The 24,684-nt window shown below is 41.9% G+C and carries 20 protein-coding genes; 10 read left to right on the top strand and 10 right to left on the bottom strand.

What is annotated here, in order from left to right:
* The first annotated feature begins 36 nt into the window (after window positions 1–36).
* On the top strand, window positions 37–732 hold the full coding sequence (locus tag NFU46_RS12070) for an ABC transporter substrate-binding protein (protein WP_251602162.1): 696 nt from the start codon (window positions 37–39) through the stop codon (window positions 730–732).
* Here the strand turns inward: NFU46_RS12070 and NFU46_RS12065 are convergent.
* From NFU46_RS12065 to udk, 3 genes are all read right to left on the bottom strand, one after another.
* Window positions 729–1,460 carry an ABC transporter substrate-binding protein gene (locus NFU46_RS12065; protein ID WP_251602160.1) on the bottom strand — a complete coding sequence of 244 codons (732 nt, stop codon included), beginning with the start codon at window positions 1,458–1,460 and terminating at the stop codon, window positions 729–731. The two genes, NFU46_RS12070 and NFU46_RS12065, sit on opposite strands and share 4 nt — an antisense overlap.
* Window positions 1,461–1,617: 157 nt before the next feature.
* Window positions 1,618–2,841, bottom strand: coding sequence for a NupC/NupG family nucleoside CNT transporter (locus tag NFU46_RS12060; protein ID WP_054563193.1), 1,224 nt, complete (start codon window positions 2,839–2,841; stop codon window positions 1,618–1,620).
* A gap of 18 nt (window positions 2,842–2,859) precedes the next feature.
* Window positions 2,860–3,489, bottom strand: a complete 630-nt coding sequence (gene udk / locus NFU46_RS12055; RefSeq protein WP_054553619.1) for a uridine kinase — start codon at window positions 3,487–3,489, stop codon at window positions 2,860–2,862.
* A gap of 191 nt (window positions 3,490–3,680) precedes the next feature.
* Between udk and NFU46_RS12050 the strand changes: the two genes are divergently transcribed.
* The 4 genes from NFU46_RS12050 (at window position 3,681) to NFU46_RS12035 (ending at window position 7,451) form a co-directional block, all read left to right on the top strand.
* Window positions 3,681–4,910, top strand: coding sequence for a phosphopentomutase (locus NFU46_RS12050; RefSeq protein WP_063528418.1), 1,230 nt, complete (start codon window positions 3,681–3,683; stop codon window positions 4,908–4,910).
* Entirely contained in the window at window positions 4,910–5,611 is a 702-nt protein-coding gene (deoD, locus tag NFU46_RS12045; RefSeq protein ID WP_036972525.1) for a purine-nucleoside phosphorylase, read from the top strand. The genes NFU46_RS12050 and deoD overlap by 1 nt, the downstream gene beginning before the upstream one ends.
* A 211-nt stretch (window positions 5,612–5,822) precedes the next feature.
* Window positions 5,823–6,563 (top strand): ferredoxin--NADP reductase, encoded by a 741-nt coding sequence (locus tag NFU46_RS12040; protein WP_251602158.1) that lies wholly within the window; start codon window positions 5,823–5,825, stop codon window positions 6,561–6,563.
* Window positions 6,564–6,632: 69 nt separating this feature from the next.
* Window positions 6,633–7,451 (top strand): nuclear transport factor 2 family protein, encoded by an 819-nt coding sequence (locus tag NFU46_RS12035; RefSeq protein WP_251602156.1) that lies wholly within the window; start codon window positions 6,633–6,635, stop codon window positions 7,449–7,451.
* 448 nt (window positions 7,452–7,899) lie between these two features.
* Here NFU46_RS12035 and NFU46_RS12030 read toward each other — a convergent pair whose 3' ends face one another.
* Entirely contained in the window at window positions 7,900–8,790 is an 891-nt protein-coding gene (locus NFU46_RS12030; protein ID WP_251602154.1) for a TPR end-of-group domain-containing protein, read from the bottom strand.
* Between the two features lie 271 nt (window positions 8,791–9,061).
* On the opposite strand from NFU46_RS12030, the gene NFU46_RS12025 reads away from it, so the two are divergent.
* Window positions 9,062–10,435, top strand: a complete 1,374-nt coding sequence (locus tag NFU46_RS12025) for a GAF domain-containing sensor histidine kinase (RefSeq protein ID WP_251602152.1) — start codon at window positions 9,062–9,064, stop codon at window positions 10,433–10,435.
* Window positions 10,436–10,498: 63 nt separating this feature from the next.
* Here NFU46_RS12025 and NFU46_RS12020 read toward each other — a convergent pair whose 3' ends face one another.
* Window positions 10,499–10,756, bottom strand: coding sequence for a hypothetical protein (locus NFU46_RS12020; RefSeq protein ID WP_054563202.1), 258 nt, complete (start codon window positions 10,754–10,756; stop codon window positions 10,499–10,501).
* 263 nt (window positions 10,757–11,019) lie between these two features.
* On the opposite strand from NFU46_RS12020, the gene katG reads away from it, so the two are divergent.
* On the top strand, window positions 11,020–13,197 hold the full coding sequence (katG, locus tag NFU46_RS12015; RefSeq protein WP_251602150.1) for a catalase/peroxidase HPI: 2,178 nt from the start codon (window positions 11,020–11,022) through the stop codon (window positions 13,195–13,197).
* A 232-nt stretch (window positions 13,198–13,429) separates the two neighbouring features.
* Here the strand turns inward: katG and NFU46_RS12010 are convergent, their stop codons facing one another.
* Together NFU46_RS12010 and NFU46_RS12005 are read right to left on the bottom strand one after the other, a co-directional pair.
* A complete protein-coding gene (locus NFU46_RS12010; protein ID WP_251602148.1) occupies window positions 13,430–15,355 on the bottom strand; it encodes a hypothetical protein in 1,926 nt (641 codons plus the stop codon).
* A 138-nt stretch (window positions 15,356–15,493) separates the two neighbouring features.
* Window positions 15,494–17,092: an ABC-F family ATPase gene (locus tag NFU46_RS12005; RefSeq protein ID WP_082874043.1), complete on the bottom strand. Its 1,599-nt coding sequence runs from the start codon at window positions 17,090–17,092 to the stop codon at window positions 15,494–15,496.
* Window positions 17,093–17,534: 442 nt separating this feature from the next.
* Between NFU46_RS12005 and NFU46_RS12000 the strand changes: the two genes are divergently transcribed.
* The gene (locus NFU46_RS12000) at window positions 17,535–19,160 is read left to right on the top strand and encodes a methyl-accepting chemotaxis protein (RefSeq protein ID WP_251602146.1); all 1,626 of its coding nucleotides are present in this window, start codon (window positions 17,535–17,537) and stop codon (window positions 19,158–19,160) included.
* 56 nt (window positions 19,161–19,216) lie between these two features.
* Here the strand turns inward: NFU46_RS12000 and NFU46_RS11995 are convergent, their stop codons facing one another.
* The 3 genes from NFU46_RS11995 to NFU46_RS11985 form a co-directional block, all read right to left on the bottom strand.
* Window positions 19,217–19,624, bottom strand: coding sequence for a hypothetical protein (locus NFU46_RS11995; RefSeq protein ID WP_054563206.1), 408 nt, complete (start codon window positions 19,622–19,624; stop codon window positions 19,217–19,219).
* 12 nt (window positions 19,625–19,636) lie between these two features.
* Window positions 19,637–20,782 carry a porin gene (locus NFU46_RS11990; protein WP_063703955.1) on the bottom strand — a complete coding sequence of 382 codons (1,146 nt, stop codon included), beginning with the start codon at window positions 20,780–20,782 and terminating at the stop codon, window positions 19,637–19,639.
* Window positions 20,783–21,367: 585 nt separating this feature from the next.
* The gene (locus tag NFU46_RS11985) at window positions 21,368–22,138 is read right to left on the bottom strand and encodes an EAL domain-containing protein (protein WP_054563209.1); all 771 of its coding nucleotides are present in this window, start codon (window positions 22,136–22,138) and stop codon (window positions 21,368–21,370) included.
* 532 nt (window positions 22,139–22,670) lie between these two features.
* On the opposite strand from NFU46_RS11985, the gene NFU46_RS11980 reads away from it, so the two are divergent.
* Window positions 22,671–23,690, top strand: a complete 1,020-nt coding sequence (locus NFU46_RS11980) for a hypothetical protein (protein ID WP_251602144.1) — start codon at window positions 22,671–22,673, stop codon at window positions 23,688–23,690.
* Entirely contained in the window at window positions 23,690–24,031 is a 342-nt protein-coding gene (locus NFU46_RS11975) for a hypothetical protein (protein WP_251602142.1), read from the top strand. The genes NFU46_RS11980 and NFU46_RS11975 overlap by 1 nt, the downstream gene beginning before the upstream one ends.
* The last annotated feature ends 653 nt before the right edge of the window (window positions 24,032–24,684 follow it).

The raw sequence follows: 24,684 nt of genomic DNA, 5'->3' as shown, positions 1-24,684 counted from the left end.
TTGTTGTTAGCATGCCTAAGCTTTGCACCTGTAGTATTGGCAAAAGATAGTGTCACCATCTACACCGAGCAATTTCCGCCGTATAACTTCTCAAATAAAGGGCATTTAGAAGGCATAAACCTCGAGTTTGTTAAAGCAATGTGTGTTGATGCAGACGTTGAATGTCAATTCGAGCTCTTACCTTGGTCTCGGGCGTATCACTTAGCCCAGCAAAAGCCGCTGTCAGGTTTGGTCTCTACAGCACGTATTCCCGACCGCGAAGATTTATTCAAGTGGATTGGTCCAATGGCTTCCTCTCGTAACTTTTTTTATCGTTTACAATCAAATGACCGCATTAATCCCATCGATTTATCGCAAGTAAAAGATCATAGCTTATGTGTTGTCAGAAATAGCATTTACGAAAAGTTTGTAGAAAGCATTGGCTTTGAAGGTGATAAAAACCTTCTTAAAGTGAGTCACTATTACGAGTGTATTAATTTATTTTTCAAAAATAAAATAGAGCTCATTATTGGCTCGGAGCTGTCGTTTAAATACCAATTAATGCAGTATGGTCACCAAGGTAGAGAAGTGGTTAAGTTGGTTGAGTTGCCACTTAATGGCACGGTTGGTAACTTTCTAGCGTTAAATAAGGAATTACCCGAAGAGCTTGTAAGCCGGTTACAGGCAAGTTATGACAAGCTGAGTAAGCAAGGTCTATTAGAGACTTACATTGAGCAATATAAGGCGAATTAAGGACGTTGTGCTAGCATCATCACAGCATTGTATTCTGGTGTTCTCATTACCTCATTAAAGGCTGCTTTTAGGGCATCGATATAACGCTGGTCTGTATTAATATTTGCTGCGAGATAGCCTTTCATAGTTAAAAAGTCGATAGTATGAGCAAAGCTGAAACGAGCTTCATCCAGTGCTAATTGCTCAGCCATAGCCGCAATATAGTTCTTATCATCAATGATTAAATCAACCTTGCCCGACATCAACAGTTGATACGACTTATTGATATCAGAGGTATATACCACAGTATAACCACGCTCTGTTAAGCGCTGCGCTGCTAGGTCATGACGTTGTACCGCTATCTTATATTGCTTGGCTTGCTCATTTGAAGTGATGTTTATATCGCTGCGAGAGCTCAACTTAACAAAGCCCATTTGGTAGGTTGCCACTTCACCAATCCAATGAAAATGTTTTTCGCGTTCAGCCGTTTTCGCCATACTATAAATAAAGATATTCGGTTTCTTCAGTGCCATATTGTAAGCACGGGCCCAAGGGTAAAGCTCTATATTCGCGTTCAAATTAGCTTTAGCAAAAATTGCTTTAACCAGCTCGGTGCTCTCACCGGCAACTTGGTTATTGATTAGGGTTTGGTTAGGTGGTGACAGTTCAGTCACAACGGTTAGGGTCGGCTTACTCAGTGCTGGCCAACTAAAGAAAAGAATTAGCAAATAAAGTCGTAAATAGTTCATTTATGTACTTAAAAGGACTTAGTAATTAAATCTTAGCACATAAAACGATAAAAGGGCCTTGCGGCCCTTGGTGAAGTATCGTTCAAGTCAGATAGACCTTTAACCCCTTAAAGTCCTATCCTATTGTTTTGCAACTACGGCTCATCTCATTAAGTTTCTAAGCTAGCGAGAGGAAAAAACCTGCAATTGCTGCACTCATGAGGTTAGCCATAGATCCTGCTAACACTGCCCTGAGCCCTAAGCGTGCGATATCCTTTCGCCGACTAGGCGCCATACCGCCTAATCCACCTAGTAAAATTGCTATCGATGATAAGTTAGCAAACCCACATAACGCGAATGTGACAATCGCTTGTGTGTGCGCACTTAACGTATCGCGATAATTAATAAAGTCGAGGTAAGCAACGAATTCGTTAACTACAACCTTCTGACCTATAAAACTGCCTGCGATTACTGCTTCGTTCCACGGTACACCTAATAACCATGCAACTGGAGCGAATACATAACCTAAAATTTCTTGTAGCGTTAATGTTGGATGATCAAACCAACCACCAATACCGCCTAATAACCCATTTAGAAGTGCAATAAGTGCTACGAAAGCAAGTAACATCGCACCTACGTTCAGTGCTAGTTGCATACCGTTTGCGGCACCTGATGCGGCTGCATCAATTACGTTAACCGGTTTTTCTTCTTGTACGTCTAAATCAGCTAAATCTTCTTTCGGTGTTTCGGTCTCTGGCACAATCATTTTTGCCATTAAGAAACCACCTGGTGCTGCCATAAAGCTGGCTGCAATTAAGTATTTAAGCTCTACACCAATTGTTACGTAACCTGCCATAACAGAACCGGCCACGGTAGCAAGGCCACCTACCATTACCGCAAATAGCTCTGACTTAGTCATGCTGGCGATAAATGGTTTAACAATCAATGGTGCTTCTGTTTGGCCAACGAAAATATTGGCGGTTGCAGAAAGCGATTCAGGGCGCGAGGTTTTCAATAGCTTTTGTAAGCCACCGCCTAGAATCTTGATTATCCAATCCATCACCCCGATGTGATACAACACAGCAACGAGTGCTGAGAAGAACACGATAACGGGCAATACTTGTATCGCAAAAATAAACCCTAAAGTATCTTGCGATGCCAGTGAGCCAAATAAGAAGCTAATCCCGTCATTGGCATAACCAATAACTGATGAGACTCCTCGAGACATACTTGCCAGTACGTTTTTGCCCACTTCAAAGAACAAGACAAAGCCACCAATTAACACTTGAAGTAAAAAGGCGATGCCCACAGTTCTTAAATTAATTGCTTTACGGTTCGTAGAAGCCGCAAAAGCAATGCCTAGTAGCACAACAATGCCTACTAAGCTCATAAATGTTGTCATACTGACTGTTTCCCGTTGTTATTGTTGCAGTAAATATTTTATTTTACTTTTAATTATATCAATGGCAACGCGATTCATACCGCCGCGTGTGACTACGAGATCAGCTTTGTGCTTTGATGGCTCAATAAACTGATAAAACATAGGTCGCACTGTCGCTTGATATTGATCAACAACGGACTGTAATGTTCTGCCACGCTGCTCCATATCTCGTTGCATACGGCGCATAAGGCAGATATCTAACGGTGTATCAATGAACACCTTAATATCAAATTCTTTTCGAAGTGCCGGATCACTCAGTAGCAAAATACCTTCAACGATAAGTACTTTTGCAGGTGCCACTCGACGCGTTTCATCGCTACGGGTATGCATTGCATAGTCATAAGTTGGTACGTCTACTGATTTTCCAGCGCGCAATTGAAGTAAGTGCTCATGCAAAAGCTCATGCTCGAAAGCATCAGGATGGTCGTAATTGGTTTGCGTTCGATGGTCAAACGGCAAATGCGACTGGTCTTTGTAATAAGCATCTTCTTCGATCACTGCGATCGCGCCCGGTTCAAGCTCATTGACTAATTCGTTATAAATTGTCTTGCTAAAAAGAGACTTGCCCGACGCAGATGCGCCAGCAATAGCTATAATTGTTCGTGTCACTAAAGTTCTCGCCCACACAGAAGGAAACATTGTTAGGTAGATCACAATAGCAAAAAAGACACGATTAATCTCTTTTGCTTCGCTTAGAGATGCAAATTTATAATGTTTCTGTTTTATGAAACAGGACTTATGTCCTGTACCAAAAATTCGAAGAGCATATAAAGTATTCACATATTGATAACGAGGTACCCATGGCAAGAGCACTCATCTTAATGGCAGATAGCCTAGGAATTGGCGCAGCACCTGACGCAGAGAAGTTTGGTGATGTAGGCGCAAATACCTTTGCTCATTTACTTAAAGCCTACGCAGAAGAAACAGGTGAGCACTTATCGCTGCCTAATCTTACCCGTTTAGGTTTAGCTGATGCATGCGAAGCCGCAGGCAAAGAGCCTTGTTTAGTTAGTGACCGCCAAGCACCTATTGGCGCATGGGGTTACGCTAAAGAGTTATCAAGTGGTAAAGACACGCCTTCAGGGCACTGGGAAATGGCCGGTGTACCTGTGTTATTTGATTGGGGTTACTTCCCTAATACACAGCCGTGTTTTCCACAAGAATTTGTTGATGAGCTAATTGCTCGCGCAGGTATTCCTGGCATTTTAGGTAACTGCTATGCCTCAGGAACAACCATTTTAGAACAGCTAGGTGAAGAACACATGCAAACCGGTATGCCGATTTGCTACACCTCAGTTGATAGCGTGTTTCAAATAGCCGCGCACGAAGAATCATTTGGACTGGAGAAACTTTATCAGGTTTGCGAAATCGCACGGGCGCTGCTTGATGAAATGAACATAGGAAGAGTGATTGCGCGGCCATTTTTGGGTTCGAGCCGTGACGATTTTGCCCGTACAGGCAATCGTCGTGACTATTCGGTGCTGCCACCGTCGCCAACCTTGCTTGATAAATTATCGCAAGACGGCGGTGAAGTGATCAGTATTGGTAAAATTGCCGATATCTATGCGCACCAAGGCATCACCCAAAAACACAAAGCGCCAGGGCTAATGAACTTGCTTGAGAAAACCTCAGAAGTGATTGCAAGCGCACCTGACCATAGTTTGATTTTTACAAACTTAGTTGATTTTGATGAAAAGTACGGTCATCGCCGTAATGCAGTTGGCTATGCTAAAGCATTAAAAGAGTTTGATGATTATCTACCGACCATCTTAAATCAGCTAAATAGTGATGATGTGTTAATTATCACAGCCGATCACGGATGTGATCCAACAGCAGCAGGTACTGACCATACACGTGAATACGTGCCAGTACTTGCATACCAACCGGGAATGACAAACACCCCGCTTGGAGAACGAGCTAGTTTTGCAGACATAGGTCAAACCCTTGCCCAGTGGTTTAACCTTCCTGCACTTGAATACGGTGATAGCTTTAACGACAAGCTATTAGCGAACAAAAAAGGAAACCAATAATGAGTACTCCTCATATCAGCGCCAATGTAGGCGAATTTGCAGAAACGGTATTAATGCCGGGTGATCCGCTTCGTGCTCAATACATTGCTGAAAACTTTTTAGATGACGCAAAACAAGTAACAGGCGTTCGTAATATGTATGGTTTTACCGGTACCTACAAAGGTAAACCAGTGAGTATTATGGGCTCTGGGATGGGTATTCCATCAATGTCAATTTATGCCCGTGAATTGATCGTTAGTTACGGCGTTAAAAATCTAATTCGTATTGGTACCTGTGGCGGTATTGGTAGCGATATCAAAATCCGTGACGTTATCTTTGCACAAGGTGCAAGCACAGATTCAAACGTAAACCGTGCGCGCGTACGTGGTTACGACTTTGCTGCAATTGCTGATTTTGGTTTATTACTTAACGGCGTAAACGCAGCAAAAGAATTAGGCATTGAAGCGAAAGTAGGTAATGTATTTACAACAGATACATTCTACCAAGCAGATAACACATTCTATCAAGAATTAGACAAGCTAGGCGTACTTGCTGTTGATATGGAAACAGCTGGCATGTACGGCGTAGCCGCTGAATATGGCGCAAAAGCGATGGCACTATTTACTGTAAGTGACCACGTAATCACTGGTGAAGCGACACCAAGTGAAGAGCGTCAAAGCACCTTTAACGAAATGGTTAAAATTGCTTTAGAATCAATTTAAATAAGTTCCTTGGTAACGTATTCACTGAAATTTGGAAACACGCCCAAAGTGAAGTGAGACTAACCTCAAAGCCGCATTTATGCGGCTTTTTTTATAGCTACTTATTTACCTCGCGTAAAATCCTGCCCGCATCTCGCAACCGCCCTTTAAAACTTGAAAATTCAACTAATTGTTGCCACTTTTAATAGAGGAACAACAATTGAGGATGTGTATGTCTAATTGGGTTGAAGCTAAGGTAAAAGACGTTAAATGGTGGACTGACTCATTATTTAGCTTAATCGTTAATGCCGATGTTGAGCCATTCACGGCGGGGCAGTTTACAAAGCTTGCTATGCAAGTAGGTGATAAACGTGTAGCTCGTGCATATTCTTATGTGAATGCGCCGAACAATCCCGACCTCGAGTTTTATCTTATTAATGTGAAAGACGGGCAACTTTCTCAACAACTCGCACAATTAAAGCCGGGTGACTCTGTGACTATAGAGCGCCGCGCGACAGGTTTTTTTACCCTTGATGAAGTACCAAGCAGTGAGCAGCTTTATATGCTGAGTACAGGTACTGCGCTTGGGCCTTTTATTTCAATATTAGAGCAGGGCGAAGTGTGGCAAAAGTTTGAGCATGTTCATTTAGTGCATGGAGTTCGCTTTAATGAGGACTTAAGTTATCAGGAGCGCATTAAAGTGCTACAGCAGCAGTACCCAAATCTTTGTTATTCACCGGTAGTCAGCCGAGAGTCAGCCACAATCGGTTTTAATGGCCGGATCACAGACGTAATTAAAGATCATCGTTTATTTGATGTAATAGGGCGCCCAACTGTACCTGATACCGCACAATTTATGATTTGCGGTAACCCACAAATGGTAAAAGATACTACGGCTATTTTGCTAGAGCTTGGTTTTAGCCGCAACAGACGCCGTGAACCTGGGCAGATCACAGTAGAGCAATATTGGTAAAAACTATGCCAAACAGCTAGAATTTGCTACCTTAGCGCCCAAATCAGGCATGATGCATTTAGGAAAACTATGAAACCGTTATTTTTTGCAATCAGTTTATTATTCTCTTGGCAGTCAATTGCAAGTGACGAAACCACCGAACAAACTGAGCCTCAAACGAGCAATGAACAAAAAGCCGAAAAGAAGGACGTACCTAGCTTAGAGTTTATTGAAGAAAAGCCTGCTACAGAGCAAAAATCAGCGTCTGAAATTGAGAAAGCGACTGCAGAAGCCGCTCAAGTAGAAGAAAAAGCTGAAGAAGCTGCGAAGGCAACGAGTGAAACAACCACAAGCAGCGACGAACAAAAAGCGACAGCCGCAGCCTTAAAAGCGGTTGCAGAAGTTGATAATAGCAAGGTACTCGGTACAGAAACTCCCGCACCTGCAGAGCAACCAAAAACAGTTGCCGAAAAACAGCAAGCCGTTGCAGAAGCAGAAAAAGCCGTTAACCAAGCTAAAGAAGCACTAACAGCGAAGCAGCAAGAAAAAGCACGTCAGTCACGTGAATCGATGGCGGTGATTGAACAGCTGATTGCAGCTTATAATGCTCGTAACATTGATGCTTTTATCAAGATGTACGATGAAAACGTTGAGTTTTATACATTCCCGAATGAGTTGATGTTCACCGGTAAAGAAAAACTTATTGCACGATACGGCATCATGTTTAAAAAGCTAAAGTGCATTAAATCATCGCCAATTAAACGCATTGTACTTGGCAACATCGTGATTGATCATGAACTGTCAGAAACCTGTTCACAAGACCCAAAAGTCGTCGACAAGCGCTCTGAGTTCGTTACCAGCTACAAAATAGAAAATGGAAAAATAACCAAAGTGTTATTCTTCCGTTAGAAAAAAGAGCAGCCCAGCTGCTCTTTTTTATGGGTGAAAGTTACAAGTTAGCGAGTTTCAAGGGGAAAGGTGCGAGTAACGAGGTGCGAGTCTGTAGCAGCGATTTTACATCGCGTCCTAGAACCTAAACCCTAGTGCCTATGACGCGGGATAAACCAGGCGTGAAACTTGTTTCGCGCGTCTGACCGCTGAAGGCTTCTATATGTTGGGTGTCGCTCCGCTCGACCCAACCTACCTGGAAAGTGAATAGGTCGAATGCTGAGAAAAACACTCGAACTAACCAACCCAGCAGTTCGGCTGACATCTAATATCTGACCTCTAAAGACTAGAAACCAGCGATTTTACATCGCGTCCCAGCGCCTAGGACCTAGAACCCAGAGCCTAAATCCTAGAACCTAAACCCGAGCGCCTATGACGCGGGATAAACCCGCTGCTACGTGGGTTTCGGCTAAGCCGTTTCGCTTAGCAACGAATTAAAGCTGTCGTTGTCGTGTAGGCTGGCAAACGCGCTTTCGTGTAATAGCTCGTTACGCAAGTTAGGAGAATACTCAAGAGCCATACGAATATCAGCCATTGCATCGGCGTGTTTGTGCAGTAACGCATAGGCACAAGCACGTTGCCAGTATGCGTAGCCGTAGTCGCTATCAATTTCTAATGCTTGATTACAAAGCTCGATAGCTTCACCTGTTTCGTTTATCTCTAACAGTGCATCTGCTTTATAGGCAATGGCTTCTACGTCTTCTGGTTTACGTTTTAAGATCTCGTCAAAAATCTCAATCTTATTCGCGACATCGCTTTCTAAATTGGCACGCATCCATAAAGAATGAACTTCATTGGTGATTGAGATCTTTTGTTGGTTTAATAAGATCTCTTCAGATCGCTCACGTAGCTTTTCTTCAAGTACTTTTAGGCGCTCTTCGTATTCTTGTGTAATCGCACTTACACGTGAGTTTACGATGTCTTCTACTTTGTTTTTCACATCACGCAGTGAATTCCAACCAACTAAAACCAAAATTGAAGCAGTAATCGTGATAATGAAAAACACATTATTAATGGTGTCTGTTGTATAAGTTAATGCTCGATCGGCAGTATCAAGTTGCGTATGAGCAACTTGTTTTGTCACATCTTCGCGCAGTTTTTGTTGGTCTTGGCGCACAGCTTTTAATTCATCAAGAATATAGCGCTCTAACAATGGCTTATACATAGGTTCTTGAAGCTTATCGAGAGCTTGTTGTTGCTCTGCTTCGGTTAAAGCTGGGCGGTTTTCTGGCTCATTTTGAGCTGCTGCAAATGTACTAAAGCTCATTAAAAAAGTGATTAAAATTAAGGTATAACGCATGACATATCAATTTTTAGTGATTTCTGAGGTAACTGTAACATGCGTGGGCATTGTGGACTAGGCAAAAAAAAACCAGCTCGGGGGAGAGCTGGCCAAACTGCTTAAACAACATAAAGTCGTAAGGGGTATCAACAGGAGTTAGGTACAATATACCCATTTTAATCTGAACAACTACTTAATACTTAATGAGTTTTTAAAAACTTATATTCGTTCTGTCAGAATCACAATGTTCGTCTAGACTTAAGGAGTCGTAAAACTAAAAGGTGAGAGTATGCGCCAACAACTAGTCCAACTGCTGTATGGAGTATCGATTTCTTCTGATCTTGATAGTGGCAATGTTGAATTAGCTGAACGCTTAATTCTGAATGCTGTACTTGATGGCCTAGAAATTGGCCGTGCAGGGATCTGGCTGTTAAATGAAGAAAACACGGAGATTGAATGCCGGTTATTACTCGATAGAGAAAACGGCAAAGAAATCCAAATGTTAGTGCTCCCTCGTGATGCATATCCTGCCTATTTCAAAGCACTCGACACCCAACGTACGATTACCGCAGTAGATGCTCATACCGACCCTGCCACCTTTGAATTTAGCGAAAGTTACTTAACACCTCTTAATATAGGTGCAATGCTCGATGCGCCAATTCGCTATAAAGGAAAAATGATCGGTATATTTTGCTGTGAGCATATAGGTGGTAAACGGCAATGGACAGAAGATGAATGCTCATTCATCGGTGCTTTGGCAGATCTTTATGGCAGAGCCTTGTCTGCACAAGAAAATGAACGTATCAATGCTGAACTTGAACGTGCCAATCAGCATCTAGAACAACGTGTTGCAGAACGAACTCGTACGCTTGAAAAAACTTTATCAGAACTCACCGCAATGCAAGAAAAGCTCATTGAAGCCGAAAAAATGGCTTCACTGGGTAATCTTGTTGCGGGGATTGCCCATGAGGTAAATACGCCTATCGGCATCGCAGTCACAGCAAATAGCTCGGCAAAAGATAAGCTAAATACGCTTAATAAACACATAGATTCAAATACCTTAACAAAAGCGGCCCTACTTGAAGGCATGAATCATTTAAACGAGTGTATCAAAATATCGTTTACCAACCTTGAGCGGGCTGCAAAGCTCATCAGTGACTTTAAACAAACGGCGGTTGATCAATCATCGCTTAATTTACTCGAAACCAATATTAAAGATTACTTTGAAAATATCCTACATAGCTTAATGCCACTTACACGTAGTCATAATGTTGAAGTAAACATCAACTGTGTTGATGACTTTTCGTTAATAACCGTTCCGGGGGCGCTTAGCCAAATATTCTTAAATCTTGTAAATAATAGCTGTGTACACGGGTTTGTTGGCCGTGAGCAAAACCGCATAGATATAGGTGTAAGCATCGATAACGACGCCAATAGCTACACCATAACCTATAAAGACAACGGTCATGGCATGACCGAAGATGTAATGTACAAGGTATTTGAGCCATTTTTCACTACCAAGCGAGGCAATGGTGGCAGTGGTCTAGGTATGTCGATAGTTTATAACCTTGCAACGCAAGCGCTGCAAGGCGAAGTGAGCATCGATAGCAAACCTGATAACGGCGTTAGTGTTACCTTCAAATTGCCGCAAAAACTCACATAACTAATTAATATTTATACAAGTTGTTGACTAAATAATCTGGTGACTGGGTAATAAAATTAAAAATTAATCAGTTTGCTTAGCAAGGCAAGAAATATCAGTGCATTTGTTGTCTTTGCAAAACTGTTTTATGCGTTTTTTAGAATATAAATAATTAATGCTCAATGGTGTGATTAACAGCGCTAGCCAAAACAACACCGAGCTTCTAAAGGTTAGCCCCACAAGCGATGCGACGACCAGCCCTGTTAACATCAAGATAGGTAAATTGGCGATAAAAAAGTTAATGCTTAGTTGTCTAGCAACGTCAGGATTAATGGTTTTCATAAGGGCTACTCGCTGTTTAAAAATACCCTTATAAAATGGACGGTTTTATAAAATGAATCAAATCAGATTTTTCTATCGGTGCAATCGATTTAAAACCATGTTCTGGATCTAGCTTTATTAAAGTACAACTCCTATAGTTTTAAACAACAGGAACTTATTCGCTATTAGTTATTCATAACTATTAGAAAATCTCTCTTTATGACGAAAGGGATAAAAGCGCATTTTAGCATTTCGTCATATTTTTAGCTTATGAGGAGCACATAATGAGTAATGGAAAAACGGGCCAGTGCCCGGTAATGCATGGTAGTAACACTGTCACCGCTCAATCAAATACCGACTGGTGGCCAAACGCGCTCAATTTCGACATTCTTCATCAACACGACAGCAAAACGAATCCTTACGGCAAAGACTTTAATTACGCAGAAGCTTTCAAATCTCTTGACCTTGAAGCCGTTAAAACCGATTTAAAAAATCTAATGACCGAAAGCCAAGAGTGGTGGCCAGCTGACTGGGGTCATTACGGTGGTTTAATGATCCGTATGGCATGGCACTCAGCGGGTTCATACCGTTTAGAAGATGGCCGTGGTGGCGGTGGTACAGGTAATCAGCGTTTTGCGCCATTAAATTCGTGGCCAGATAACGCTAACTTAGACAAAGCACGTCGCTTACTTTGGCCAATCAAAAAGAAATACGGTAACAAGCTTTCTTGGGCAGATTTAATGATTTTAGCCGGTAATATGGCATATGAATCAATGGGTTTAAAAACCTTTGGCTTTGCCGGTGGCCGCGAAGATATTTGGCACCCAGAAAAAGACGTTTACTGGGGCGCTGAAAAAGAATGGTTAGCACCAAGTGATGAGCGCTATTCAAATGTAGCCAAACCAGACACTATGGAAAACCCATTGGCAGCGGTACAAATGGGCTTAATTTATGTAAACCCAGAAGGGGTGAATGGTAATCCAGACCCGCTTAAAACGGCAGAACAAGTTCGCGAAACATTTGCCCGTATGGCAATGGATGACGAAGAAACTGCGGCGCTTACAGTCGGTGGCCACACTGTGGGTAAAACTCATGGTAATGGTAGTGAAGAAAACGTAGGCCCTGAGCCAGAAGCCGCTGATGTATTTGAGCAAGGCCTTGGCTGGAACAACCACAACTCACGCGGTATTGGTCGCGATACCATGACGTCGGGCATCGAAGGCGCATGGACAACCCACCCAACTAAGTGGGATAACGGCTATTGCTACTTACTGCTTAACTACGAGTGGGAACTTAAGAAGAGCCCGGCAGGTGCGTGGCAGTGGGAACCAATCGACATTAAAGAAGAAGACAAACCAGTTGATGTAGAAGATCCATCAATTCGTTTAAATCCTATTATGACCGACGCCGATATGGCGATGAAGATGGACCCAACCTATCGTAAAATTATCGAGCGTTTTAACGATGATTTTGAATACTTTAGTGATGTGTTTGCACGTGCATGGTTCAAACTAACGCACCGTGACTTAGGTCCTAAATCACGTTATTTAGGTGCCGATGTACCAAGCGAGGATCTGATCTGGCAAGATCCGATCCCAGCGGTTGATTATACATTATCAGACAGCGAAATTAGCGAACTTAAAACCAAGCTACTTAACTGTGGTGTAAGCCAAGCAGACTTAATCGCAACAGCATGGGATAGCGCCCGCACTTACCGTGGTTCAGACCATCGCGGTGGTGCAAATGGTGCACGTATTCGCCTAGCACCGCAAAAAGATTGGCAAGGTAACGAGCCTGAGCGTTTAGCTAAAGTATTAAGCGCACTCGAATCAGTACAAGCGGGTTTAAGCAAACCAGTAAGCCTCGCTGATTTAATTGTACTTGGTGGTTCTGCAGCGGTTGAGCAAGCAGCAAAAGCGGCGGGTGTTGATATAACCGTGCCATTTGCGCCTGGTCGTGGTGATGCCACAGACGAGATGACAGATGCAGACTCGTTCGACGTACTTGAGCCAATTCACGATGGTTTCCGTAACTGGTTGAAGAAAGACTATGTGGTTTCAGCAGAAGAGCTAATGCTAGAGCGTACGCAATTAATGGGCTTAACAGCACCAGAAATGACAACTCTTGTTGGTGGTATGCGTGTACTAGGCACTAACCACGGCGGCTCTAAGCATGGCGTGTTTACAGATAATGTAGGCACACTTAGCACAGACTTTTTCGTAAATCTAACTGACATGGCTTACACATGGAAGCCAACAAGCAATGGTCTTTACGATATTGTTGAGCGCAGCACAGGTGCAACTAAATGGACAGCAACACGCGTTGATTTAGTGTTTGGTTCAAACTCAATCCTACGCTCATACGCAGAGTTTTACGCACAAGACGACAACAACGAACGTTTTGTAAAAGACTTTGTCGACGCATGGGTGAAAGTAATGAACGCCGACCGCTTCGATATTTAATCTAAAATTCCGTTAAGTACAAAGGCCTCACAGTTTAACTGTGTGGCCTTTTTTAGTTACGAGGGGAAAGGGGAAAGTTACGAGGTTCGAGATGCGAGATTCGAGGTAGCAGCGATTTTACATCGCGTCCTAGCGCCTAGAACCTAAACCCTAGTGCCGATGACGCAGGATAAACCCGCTGCTACATGTAGGCGTGAAACTTGTTTCGCGCGTCTGACCGCTGCAAGCTCCTTTACTTCTCAATCCCTAACCAAAAACTGTTTTGGTATATGTTTTCTTCAACTTCTTTATCGCTGTAGTTATAGATACGCTGCCAAAACAGGCGGTCGAAAATGAATTTATCTGCTTCTTTATGAATAATTTTAAAATTAATTAAAGAGGCATATAAATTTTCATCATCGCCTAACACCTCATCCTTACAGCTAGAGTAATCAAATGCACTTGGGCACTGAGATATCATTGCAAAACTAATACTGTTATCAGCTTCAAATTGCCAATAGGTATTTGGCGTAAAGTTAGCTCTGTTTTCAAGGCCATATTGATCAGCATAATAGAAGCTACCTTTACCATCATCATTTATAAACCAGTATGTTTTCAGGTTGCCGCTGGTGTAATCTTGACGTAAGTAGCTAAATAGGTGCTTATAGTCATCAAGAGTGATGGTTGAATCATCAATCACTTCTAAAAATTCATACCCTAAGCGAGCCTGACGCTCTTCTTTATTTCGCTCGCGCACCATGAGAGTTTTACCATCAGGTTGAGTGAAAAATTGTAAGCTGGTATCTAGGCCATTGCCGGTTACCTTAACGGTGTCGCCATTATTGTCTAAGTTGTAATGCCACTTGAACGAGTCGGTACTTATAGACGTATTGAATGTTACCGTTGCAGTGTCGGCGGCAGTGATAGTGAAAAATGATGGTAAATAGCGAAACGTTAATCCTTCACCTGTATCTGAATTTTTATTATTTAAGCGACCAGTATACGTTTTACCCACTTTAAGCTCAGGTACCGCAATCGGTGTCAGTTTTTGTAATGCAACAACCGACGTTTGCACTTTCATAGCTTCAGTTAGCTCTTCTGATTCAACAATATTCGCAGCGTCAGCTTCATCATGATAGCTAAGAACATGTTGCAGTTTTAGCACCGCAAAATCATCGAACTGCGCAACCACTTCGGCATTAACGAGGTTAAGGTCAAACTCTACATTCACCTCGTAGCCTTCTTTATTTAGCTGATTTGCATAGCTGTTCGTAATAAATTTGTCGCCATTAATCGCTAACGATTTACCTTCTAAGGTCGCCGAAAACTCTGCATAAGGGAATGATGTGGTACTGCCTGAAGCTGTTGGAATATAGCTTGCTATCGATACTTCAAAATAGCTTTCTTCACCTTGGGTGTTTAAATGATTCACCATGTGAAAAGTATTGTCGTCCATATCAACATAATACGCAGAGCTAAGCTCTGTATTTGATTTATAAAGGGTAACTACTTCGCCTTTATCGGTTGAAACATTAAAAAGCTCAACACGAATAGCGTCATCGCGCTTAGCTAACACTTCCATTTCAAGAAGGGCTTGTTGATTACATTCATGCAAGCAATCAATCGCTTGGGTATTTAATGCAATCACATCAGGGTTCGACCAATCAAAACGGCTTAGCTCACCATTTTGAGCAATCACCCCGGCATCTTCAGTAGCAAATACCAGCTCTACGCTGCCATCGCTTGACTGCCAATTCCCCATTACTTCGCTATTGCTAAGCTCAATTGGTTGCCATGCGGCACGGTTTTCAGCGACATTAACGGTTAGGGTATATTGGTTACTTGCTTTACCATCAGAGACTTCCACAGTAAAAGCGTGGTTGGCTACTTCGAATAAGCTTGGCTCTGCACTAAAAGTTACTTGATTACTGCTGGTGGTTACAGTCAGCCATTCTGGCTTATCAATAATCGTTGTTGTCACACTGTCGTTTTGCTCATCTTTTAAATCAACAACTAAATTAGCTGATTCAAGCGCTTTGGCTGAGAGAGTGAGCGAGCCTGAGAGGGTAGGCGCAGTATTTTGCTCAACTTTTACATCTGGTTTTTTGTCTGTTGATGAACCGCCACCACAGGCTGTTAGAGCCAGAGTCAGTGCCGATACGCTGAGGAGCTTTTTCATTTAGGTCCCTTAAATTTATTGTTCTATTGAAGTCAAAGAAATTTAAGTTACCTAAAATGGGTAATTCAGTAAAGTGAATATGTAACTGAACGTAAACAAAAAAGGTGAGCTATCTTGCTCACCTTTTCTTGGAAGGGGTTACTGCGCTTGTTGCGCAACATGGTCCATATATTCGTCAAACGTGCCCTGAAAATCGATAAGCTGTTGATCTTTTATATCGATGATCCGAGTCGCTAAAGACGATACAAACTCACGGTCATGGCTCACAAAAATCAGCGTGCCTTGGTAATCTTTTAATGCATTATTGAGTGCTTCAATGGCTTCCATATCCATGTGGTTGGTTGGCTCGTCCATAATTAGCACGTTGATGTCTTGCATCATTAACTTACCAAATAACAGGCGGTTTTTTTCACCACCCGAGCAGTTACGTGCTTTTTTGTTAGCGTCGTCTGCGGTGAATAATAAACGGCCTAACATAGCACGCACCATTAAATCGTTGTGCTTAGCGGTGCGCCACTGCGACATCCAATCAAATAGAGTTAAGTCGTTATCAAACTCTTTGCTGCTGTCTTGCGGGCAATAACCAATGCTGGCATTTTCAGACCACTTAACCACACCTTCGTTACTTTGTAATTCATTCACTAGGCAGCGTAATAGGGTGGTTTTACCAACACCGTTTTCACCAATAACCGCAAGCTTAGCACCCGCTTCTAGTAATAAGTCACCACCACTGAATAGGGTTTCACCCTCAAAGCCATGACCTAGCTTAGTAAGCTCTAATGCTTGGCGATACATCTTTTTGCCTTCGTCAAAACGAAGTGATGGGCTAATACGGCTTGATGCTTTTACTTCATCAAGCTTAATTTTATCCATGCGCTTAGCACGAGAGCTCGCTAGTTTTGCTTTTGATGCGTTAGCACCAAAGCGGTTTACGAATTCTTGTAGCTCGTCAATTTCAGCGCTCTTCTTTGCGTTTTCAGCAAGCAGCTGTTCGCGTTGCAAGCTTGAAGCTTCGATCCACTTTTCGTAGTTACCAGGGTAAATTCGTAGCTCACCGTAATCGATATCGGCCATGTGTGTACATACCGAGTTTAAGAAGTGACGGTCGTGCGAGATAATAATCATCGTACACTTACGCTGGTTAAGCTCGTTAGCTAGCCAAGTAATGGTGTGAATATCAAGGTTATTGGTTGGCTCATCAAGCAGCAAAATATCAGGATTTGCAAACAGCGCTTGTGCTAAAAGCACACGAAGCTTCCAGCCCGGCGCAACGTTTGCCATTAAGCCGTAATGAAACTCTTGCTCAATACCCGCTTGGATCAAAATTTCTTCCGCACGGCTTTCTGCCGTGTAGCCATCCATTTCGGCAAAAATGCTTTCAAGCTCAGCGACTTTCATGCCGTCTTCTTCACTCATTTCTGGTAGTGAGTAGATACGGTCGCGCTCTTGTTTAACTTTCCAAAGTTCTGCATCACCCATGATCACCGCATCAACCACAGTGTATTGCTCAAACGCAAACTGATCTTGGCTTAGCGTACCTAGCTTTAAACCCGGCGCAATCGACACATTGCCAGACGTTGGCACAAGCGCACCACTTAGAATTTTCATAAAGGTCGATTTGCCGCAGCCATTCGCGCCAATTAAACCATAGCGGTTACCGTTACCAAACTTAGCTGAAATGTTCTCAAACAGAGGCTCTGCACCAAACTGCATGGTGATATTAGCGGTTGAAATCAACGAATTATTCCTAGAAAAATACTGACAGGGTTATGGGCGCAGCAACTGCGAAAATAAACAAGCAATAGGGTAAATAATAGGCCGCGGATTATACAGATCAGCCCCTAATAACGCTATTAAAAAAGAAAGTTTCAAGGGGAAAGTTAGTGAGTTAGAAAGAGTAAAGGGGAAAGGTGCGAGTAATGAGATGCTAGGTAGCAGCGATTTAACATCGCGTCCTAGCGCCTATGTTTCATGCGTAGGCGTGAAACTTGTTTCGCGCGTCTAAGAGCTGAAAGCTGAAGGCTCTTATTTATTTTTGGTTCGGCACTGAAGTACCTCCTACAAGACCTCCCACAAACGGCACAAAATAAGAAAAAAACCTGAAAATATATAAATATAGTTAATACTTTAGGGAAATCGGGCGATAATACTAAGTAATATGACAGCAAAGGTGGATTCAATGTCTGCAAGTATTTCATTCAATAACTTGAGCATCACAAAAAAAATACACGCCATAACATGCATTGCCATAACGGCATTCGTGATCATAGTAGTAACCAATTTTATAGCCATGAATGACAACAAGGTCTCGCTCGACGAGCTAGAAAAGTCGTCTTATCAGGTAGTAAAACTTACTTCAGAAAATGTAGCATTACTCGAAAAACTAGATGAGTTATACACTCAAGCAGTCACTTTTGGTGAGTCAGACTTAGTAGATAGTGCTGCGCAAACGTATAAAGCGATTAACGAAAATCTACAAAATATCATCAGTATCAACGACAGCTATGTGCATGCCGATACCAAAAAACAATTAGAGCTTTATGCACAAACCTCGTCGAGTATTGCCACTTCAATGATCAACGGCACCGCTGACTTTAGTAAAATTCAACAGCAAGCACAGCAAAAAACACAGCAATATGAAGCTGTTTTAGCGGGATTTAAACGTGCACAAACCCGCGCAGACGACCGCTTTTTTGAACTTGTACAAGCAACTAAAGCCCGTTCAGACAACGCACTAAACTTAATGCTTATTGTGTCTGTTGTATCACTTATTTTATTGGTGGTTACCTCAATTTGGATTGCCCGTGGAATTGGCTCATCTGCTAGTGCTGCGGCAGATAACTTACGTTTATTAGCTGACGGTAAAGGTTCGTTAAGCACACAACTTGAAGTACACGCTAAAGACGAAATTGGTCAGGTATCAATTAACTTCAATGCGTTTATTCAGCTATTAAAAGGCTCGGTACTTGAGGTAATAGCTGTGTGTGAACCATTAATGGAGAACTCAACCCGACTTGTGCAAGGTATGGAACGTGCTGAGCGTGCTACAACGAAACAAACATCCGATGCCGAAATAGTTAAGCAGTCGATGGAAGAAATGCGTCAAAGTGTTGCTGATATTTCACATTCAGCGGCAAATGCATCACAAGCTGCGCAAACAGCCGAGCGCGAAGTTGAGCAAAGCAGAACGCAAATACAGCGCTCTGTTACTGAGTCAAAAACATTAAGTGAAGAAATAAACCAAGCGGCTTCAACAATTAACCAGCTGGCAAATGACACTAAAAATGTGACTCAGATCTTAAACGTCATTACTTCGATTGCAGAGCAAACCAATTTACTGGCACTAAACGCGGCTATTGAGGCTGCGCGTGCAGGTGAACAAGGCCGTGGCTTTGCTGTTGTAGCAGATGAAGTACGTGAGCTTGCATCAAGAACATCGCACTCAACCAACGAAATCAGAGAGCTGCTTTCAACGTTGACAACCGCAGCAAGCCATGCGGTAAATGCAATGAACTCAGCCCGAGATATGGCCACAAACAATGCCGAAGCAGCAGAAAATACAGGGCAGTCGATTGATAAAATCTCTGAGCAGATTTTAGAAATTAACGGTATGAATTCGCAAATCGCCGCAGCTACCGAAGAGCAAACATCAGTTGCTAGTATGGTTGTTGATAACGTGTCGAATATGCATATGTCGTTTGAAGAAACAATGGACTCATTGTCGGCGGTACGTGATGTAGCGAAGAACCTTCATTACCTGTCTGATTCGTTACTCGACGCCACAGCTAAATTTAAAGTCGAGTAATTTAAGCGAATAAAAAACCAGGCACTGCCTGGTTTTTTATTAACTAAAGTAAGGACTTAAAAAGTACCTACTACTTTAACTTTATCAGTTACTTTTGCTGCATCGATATAACCAATGGCGTCGCCGTTGGCTGCAACAAAATCAATAACAGCTTGATCGTTTGCTAGTTTCTCAGGCGGAGTACCTTTACCAGTAAACACCAGTTTTGACCAATAAGCGTTAAGCTGGCTGCCTGACTTACCAACCACCTTATCGTTAAACTCATCGCTTACGCTGTTGCCGTCTTGGTTTACCGGGTTTACTTTAGTGCCATCGTCAAACGATTTTGTCTTGCCAAGGTAAATCTTTTTGATTGTCCCTTCATCAATAGCATTGCCATTTGCAGGATTTACAATAACAGCAACCTCAGCAAATGCAGCGTGCGAGCAAAGAGTCATTGCTGTAGCGATTAATAATTTTTTCATTATTAACTCCAATTAAAAAACTAAATCAACAGCAACAGCAACAACGTCGGTTTCTGTATCTGAAATGTCATCTTTAAAGCGGCTGAAATCTACTTTCAATGCAGCTGATGGGTGGAAGTCATAACGCGTACCAATGGTATACACGTTGCTCTTTGCTCTAACGCCTTCAAGCACCTGATTAATACCTGCGTTTAAAGCTGGTACTGCAGGTAGTGCGTTGTAGCGGTTGCTATCGTGTTTGTCGTCGTTATTTTCGTAAGTTAAGTGCACAATCCACTCATCCATACGGTAACCAACAGACGTGTAGTATTGAGTTTGTTTAGCAAGAGCACTGTTTTCTACTTCAAACTCAGTGTATTCAGCATCAAATAGAATGTCGTTGTAATCAATTGAAAAGCCCACAGCGAAGAAAGAACCGTCATCTTCGTTTACAGCAATATCATCAGCTTGATCAACAAAGCCTGCAGCGCGAAGAGTTTGCTCAAGGCCATTAAGTGCAACACCTGCATCGGTGTCGTTTTCAATTGCAATTGTTGTATCAGCTACAAAGTACGCAGCACGAGCGCTGAACCAGTCATAGCTCATCGTCCAGTTGATACCAGCAATATCATTAAGCTCTGTATCGCCATTAACAGATACCACAGCAATGTTGCCATCGAAGCTACCGTAAATAACTTGAACGGTTGAATCCCAATCACCTAATTGCGTGTTATGTAACAGGCTTAGGCCTTCATACGTTGAAAATGGAAGGTTATAAACCGATTGCGGCGGACGAACCCAACGGTAAGTGTAACCAACGTCTAAGAAGTCTGAATAACGGTAAAACGGCACACGCATTTTACCTGCACTTACTTGTAGCTCATCGCTGAACTCATAAGTTAAATAAGCCCATTCAAACTCAGCATCAAAATCATCACTACCACGCGCCACAATTTGTGCAGTAGCGCTTAGCTTTTCTTGTAAATCTGCAGAAAGCTGTAATGCGAACATACTTTCGTTTTTAAAGGAAATATCGTCATCGTAACCGTAAAGAGTTGCGTCGTCGTCAAGGGCTTTACCGCCAACAATAGAAGCAAAGCCGTTTATGCGAACCTCTGCCATTGTGTTTGCAGACACAAAAGCAGCACATAGAGCCAATGCAATAGGAAGTTTTTTCATTGTGTATCCCTAGTATTTAGTATGAAAATGTTGATTTCGCTTAATATTATAGTCGTGCGTAGCGAAATGGGCGACACAAGTTACAGATAAATTGTAACTACATCAACGAATAAGTCGTTATTTTTCACAAAAACGGTACTAAAAGTGGGGGAAGTTGCGAGTTATGAGTTTCGAGGGGAAAGAGTAAAGTTACGAGATGCCAGGTAGCAGCGATTTTACATCGTGTCCTAGAGCCTAGCACCCAGAGCCAAATGTTTCCCCCGTAGGACTGGCTTTAGCCGGGAAGTGTTTTAAGTTAGCGAGTTTTAAGGAGAAAGAGTAAAGGGGAAAGGTGCGAGTGACGAGATGTGAGATACAAGAAACCAGCGAATTTACATCGCGTCCTAGAGCCTAGCACCAAATGTCTTCACCGTAGGCGTGAAACTTGTTTCGCGCGCCTGATCGCTGAAAGCTGACCGCTCTTTTTTAAGTTCGATTCGGCACTAAAGTACCTCCTACAATAACTCCTGCAGAGTTGTCATTGCAGAGAAAACATTCGAACTAACCAACCCCGCAGCATGCCTGACATCTAACGACTTAATCGACTTACCCCAACTTACTAAAATCAACTTCTGGCAGGCTCTCAAACCCTGGGCGGGCGAAGAAATACCCTTGCATTAAACTCACGCCGGCTTGGCGTAACCATTGATATTCTTCAACTGTTTCAATGCCTTCGGCAAGGGCGGTGATGTTAAGTTCTTCAAACATAGCAATGCAATGGTTCACTATGATTTGGCGTGCTTTATTTAGGTGAATATCGCGTATCAGCTCCATATCGAGCTTAATAATATTGCTCTGAAAATCAGCCAATAAATTTAAACCAGAATACCCAGAGCCAAAGTCGTCGGTTGCGGTAATAAAACCGAGTGATTGGTAATACTCAACAACACGTTTGATGTGCGTACTGTCTTCAACCTTTTCAACCTCGGTAAACTCAAACATAATTTGTTCTACCGGAAAGTCATATTGCTTAGCAGCTTCAAGGGTTGTTCTAATACAGCGCTCAGGTTTGTAAATCGCGTTAGGTAAAAAGTTAATACTCAAAATAGAATCAAGCTTCAGCTTAGCTGCAAGCGAAATAGCTTTAATACGACAAAGCTGGTCGAAGGTATAACGGTTCTCATCGTTAACTTGTGAGATAACAGAATAAGCCGACTCATTATTAGGCCCTCTAACTAAAGCCTCATAGCCAAAAATATGTTTATCGGTGCAATCAATAATTGGCTGAAAAGCCATTGTAAAATCAAAACCAAGTTCTAATTTGTCTTTACAGTTATTGCAACCTGTTGGCTGGCAATGAGTTTGCTTGTCGTGCATGCTTACCTCAGACTAAAGTCTTCTTAATACTTAATAGTGCTAGTAAATTGCCAATTGTGCAATGTTGTTGAGTTAAAAGTATAAAACTATAGGGAAAATATGTAGCTGCCGTTTTACATAGTGTCAAACAGGCATTTATTTACTGTAGGTTATTTATGCACAAAGAGAAGTGAATGAGAAGGCATTGAGGAGTTATCGTATTTACTGCCAGTATATTTTCATAGAAATATTAGATTTTCTCTAACCACAGAGGACATAGAGTGCACAGAGGAAAACAATGAGATATAAAAACTTACTTCTCTAAAGCGCAGCGTCTCTTATCCTCTTTGTAAGTATTTGTTTTTCTCTGTGCAGCGCCTCGGTGACCTCTGTGGTTCCAATATTTTTTGCACAAAAAGAAGTGAACGAAAAAACCATTAGCTAAAATTATTTGCCACATAACATGTACCCATTTTATTTATTCTTCATTGACTCACTACAGTGATAAAGATAACCTTCAAGTAAGGATGATTAATTAGTATGGATACTACTTATGGCATTAGAAATTAGAATTTGTATTGATTCAGTCACAGCTGAATTTGTGAAATGTAAAGAAGACAAAGAAGACACCTTTACTAAAGACAATAACCATATAAAAAACCAAGTTATCACTTCAGGCACACCTTATATATGGCGAAGAGAATACTCAGACTCTTACACTCCACCTACTAATGAACAACAAAGTATAGTTCGTCAATTTGATTTATTACCTGCGCAATCCCGCCGGAACATTGCATACATGCTTCGCGATTTTGGCAGTGAAACGCTTATGGCAATCTCTGATTTTCAAAATCAGGTTATGCCATTTTTGGCTGAAAACACACATGGAATTGTAGGGGCTGGAGCAACATCAATTCAGGCTCGTAGCTCAAAGTTCGCCACTTATGCCAACAAATATGAAGCCGCTTTAAGAGATATTCGCATGGCTCATAAATCAGGAATGCCCAAGTATCACATGGTTGCATTAGAACAAAAAGCATTCAGTATATTCAAAGAGCTGAACGGTCAGTTTCGTGCAGAATTGCAACGTTTTATGAGTGTAAACCGTGCAAGCCGTCGTGGCACGGTTTGGTCTAATCCGAATCGCGGAATCAATATCGCTAAATCAGCAAGGCACTCTGCCAAGCTCGATATAAGTAGCACCGCTGAATTCAATAAAATTAAGCGAATTGAGAATACCGGGCGTTGGCTTGGAAATGGCATGATTTTACTTGATGGTGCGTTTAGAGCTAACAAAGTTTACAACGACTATAAAAACAATAAGGACTGGCAGCGAAGTTTATCAACAGAGCTAGCTAGTTTTGGGGCTTCAACAGCAGTAGGTATTTACACAGGTACAGTTCTAACAACTGCACTTAGCTCAGTTTTAATACTTACACCTTATGGTTGGGTGGTTGCAATTGGCTTGAGTTTAATTGCTGGACTAACTGCAAGCATACAAATGAACAAATTCTCTAAGAAAGTTTCTGAAAACATCTATGATAGGAAACCTATATTTGAAGGTGCATTTTAATGCCTTTATCTCATTTTGCTGGATACTCATTACTGATATTTACAGTAGTTACTTTTGCTTCAGGAGTGCTGTTTTATAGAGTATCAGTTAAGTATATAGATAAGCATATGGAAAAAGATGGAGTATCTCCGCCTGGTTGGGATAAAGGCATCGGCGCAAGCGTTTCGTTTTATATATTTGCTATGTTTTTTGAGCGTTCAAGAATCCCAACACCACTATTTGATGGTCGTTTTGTAGCAAAGTACGCACGGCCTATCGATAAAGTTATTGGAGCTGCGCACTTAATCTCGGTCTTTGGAACAATTATTTGTCTATGTATCGTTTCTTATTATCAAAAATAGTTAACGTAACACCTTGATAAGAATGCTTATATTAAATGAAGCATCCTCGGTGACCTCTGTGGTTCCAATATTTTTATTCACAAAGAGAAGTGAACGAGAAGACAATGAGATGCTAGTTAAGCCAATTAGTTCTTTTCCTCTAAAACACAGCGTCTCTTTGTAAGTATTGGTTTTTCTCTGTGAAGCGCGAAGCGCCTCGGTGTCCTCTGTGGTTCAAAAATTCTTATGCACAATGAGAAGTGAATGAGAAGACAAAGAGTGATCTAAATAGGCTGCTACTCGATAAGTCACCTCTAAAGAGCAGAGACTCTTTTCCTCTTTGTAAGTATTTGTTTTTCTCTGTGCAGCGCGTAGCGCCTCGGTGATCTCTGTGGTTCAAAAATTCTTATGCACAAAGAGAAGTGAATGAGAAGACAATGAGATACTAGTTAAGCCAATTAGTTTTTACCTATATAGCGCAGCGTCTCTTTTCCTCTTTGTAAGTATTGGTTTTTCTCTGTGAAGCGCGAAGCGCCTCTATGTACTCTGTAGTTCAAAAATTCTTATGCACAATGAGAAGTGAATGAGAAGACAAAGAGTGATCTAAATAGGCTGCTACTCGATAAGTCACCTCTAAAGAGCAGAGACTCTTTTCCTCTTTGTAAGTATTTGTT

Source organism: Pseudoalteromonas sp. NCCP-2140 (assembly GCF_023708065.1).
Lineage (GTDB): Bacteria > Pseudomonadota > Gammaproteobacteria > Enterobacterales > Alteromonadaceae > Pseudoalteromonas.
The sequence above is the reverse complement of the archived record's forward strand: the minus strand, read 5'-3'. Positions and strand labels throughout refer to the sequence as shown.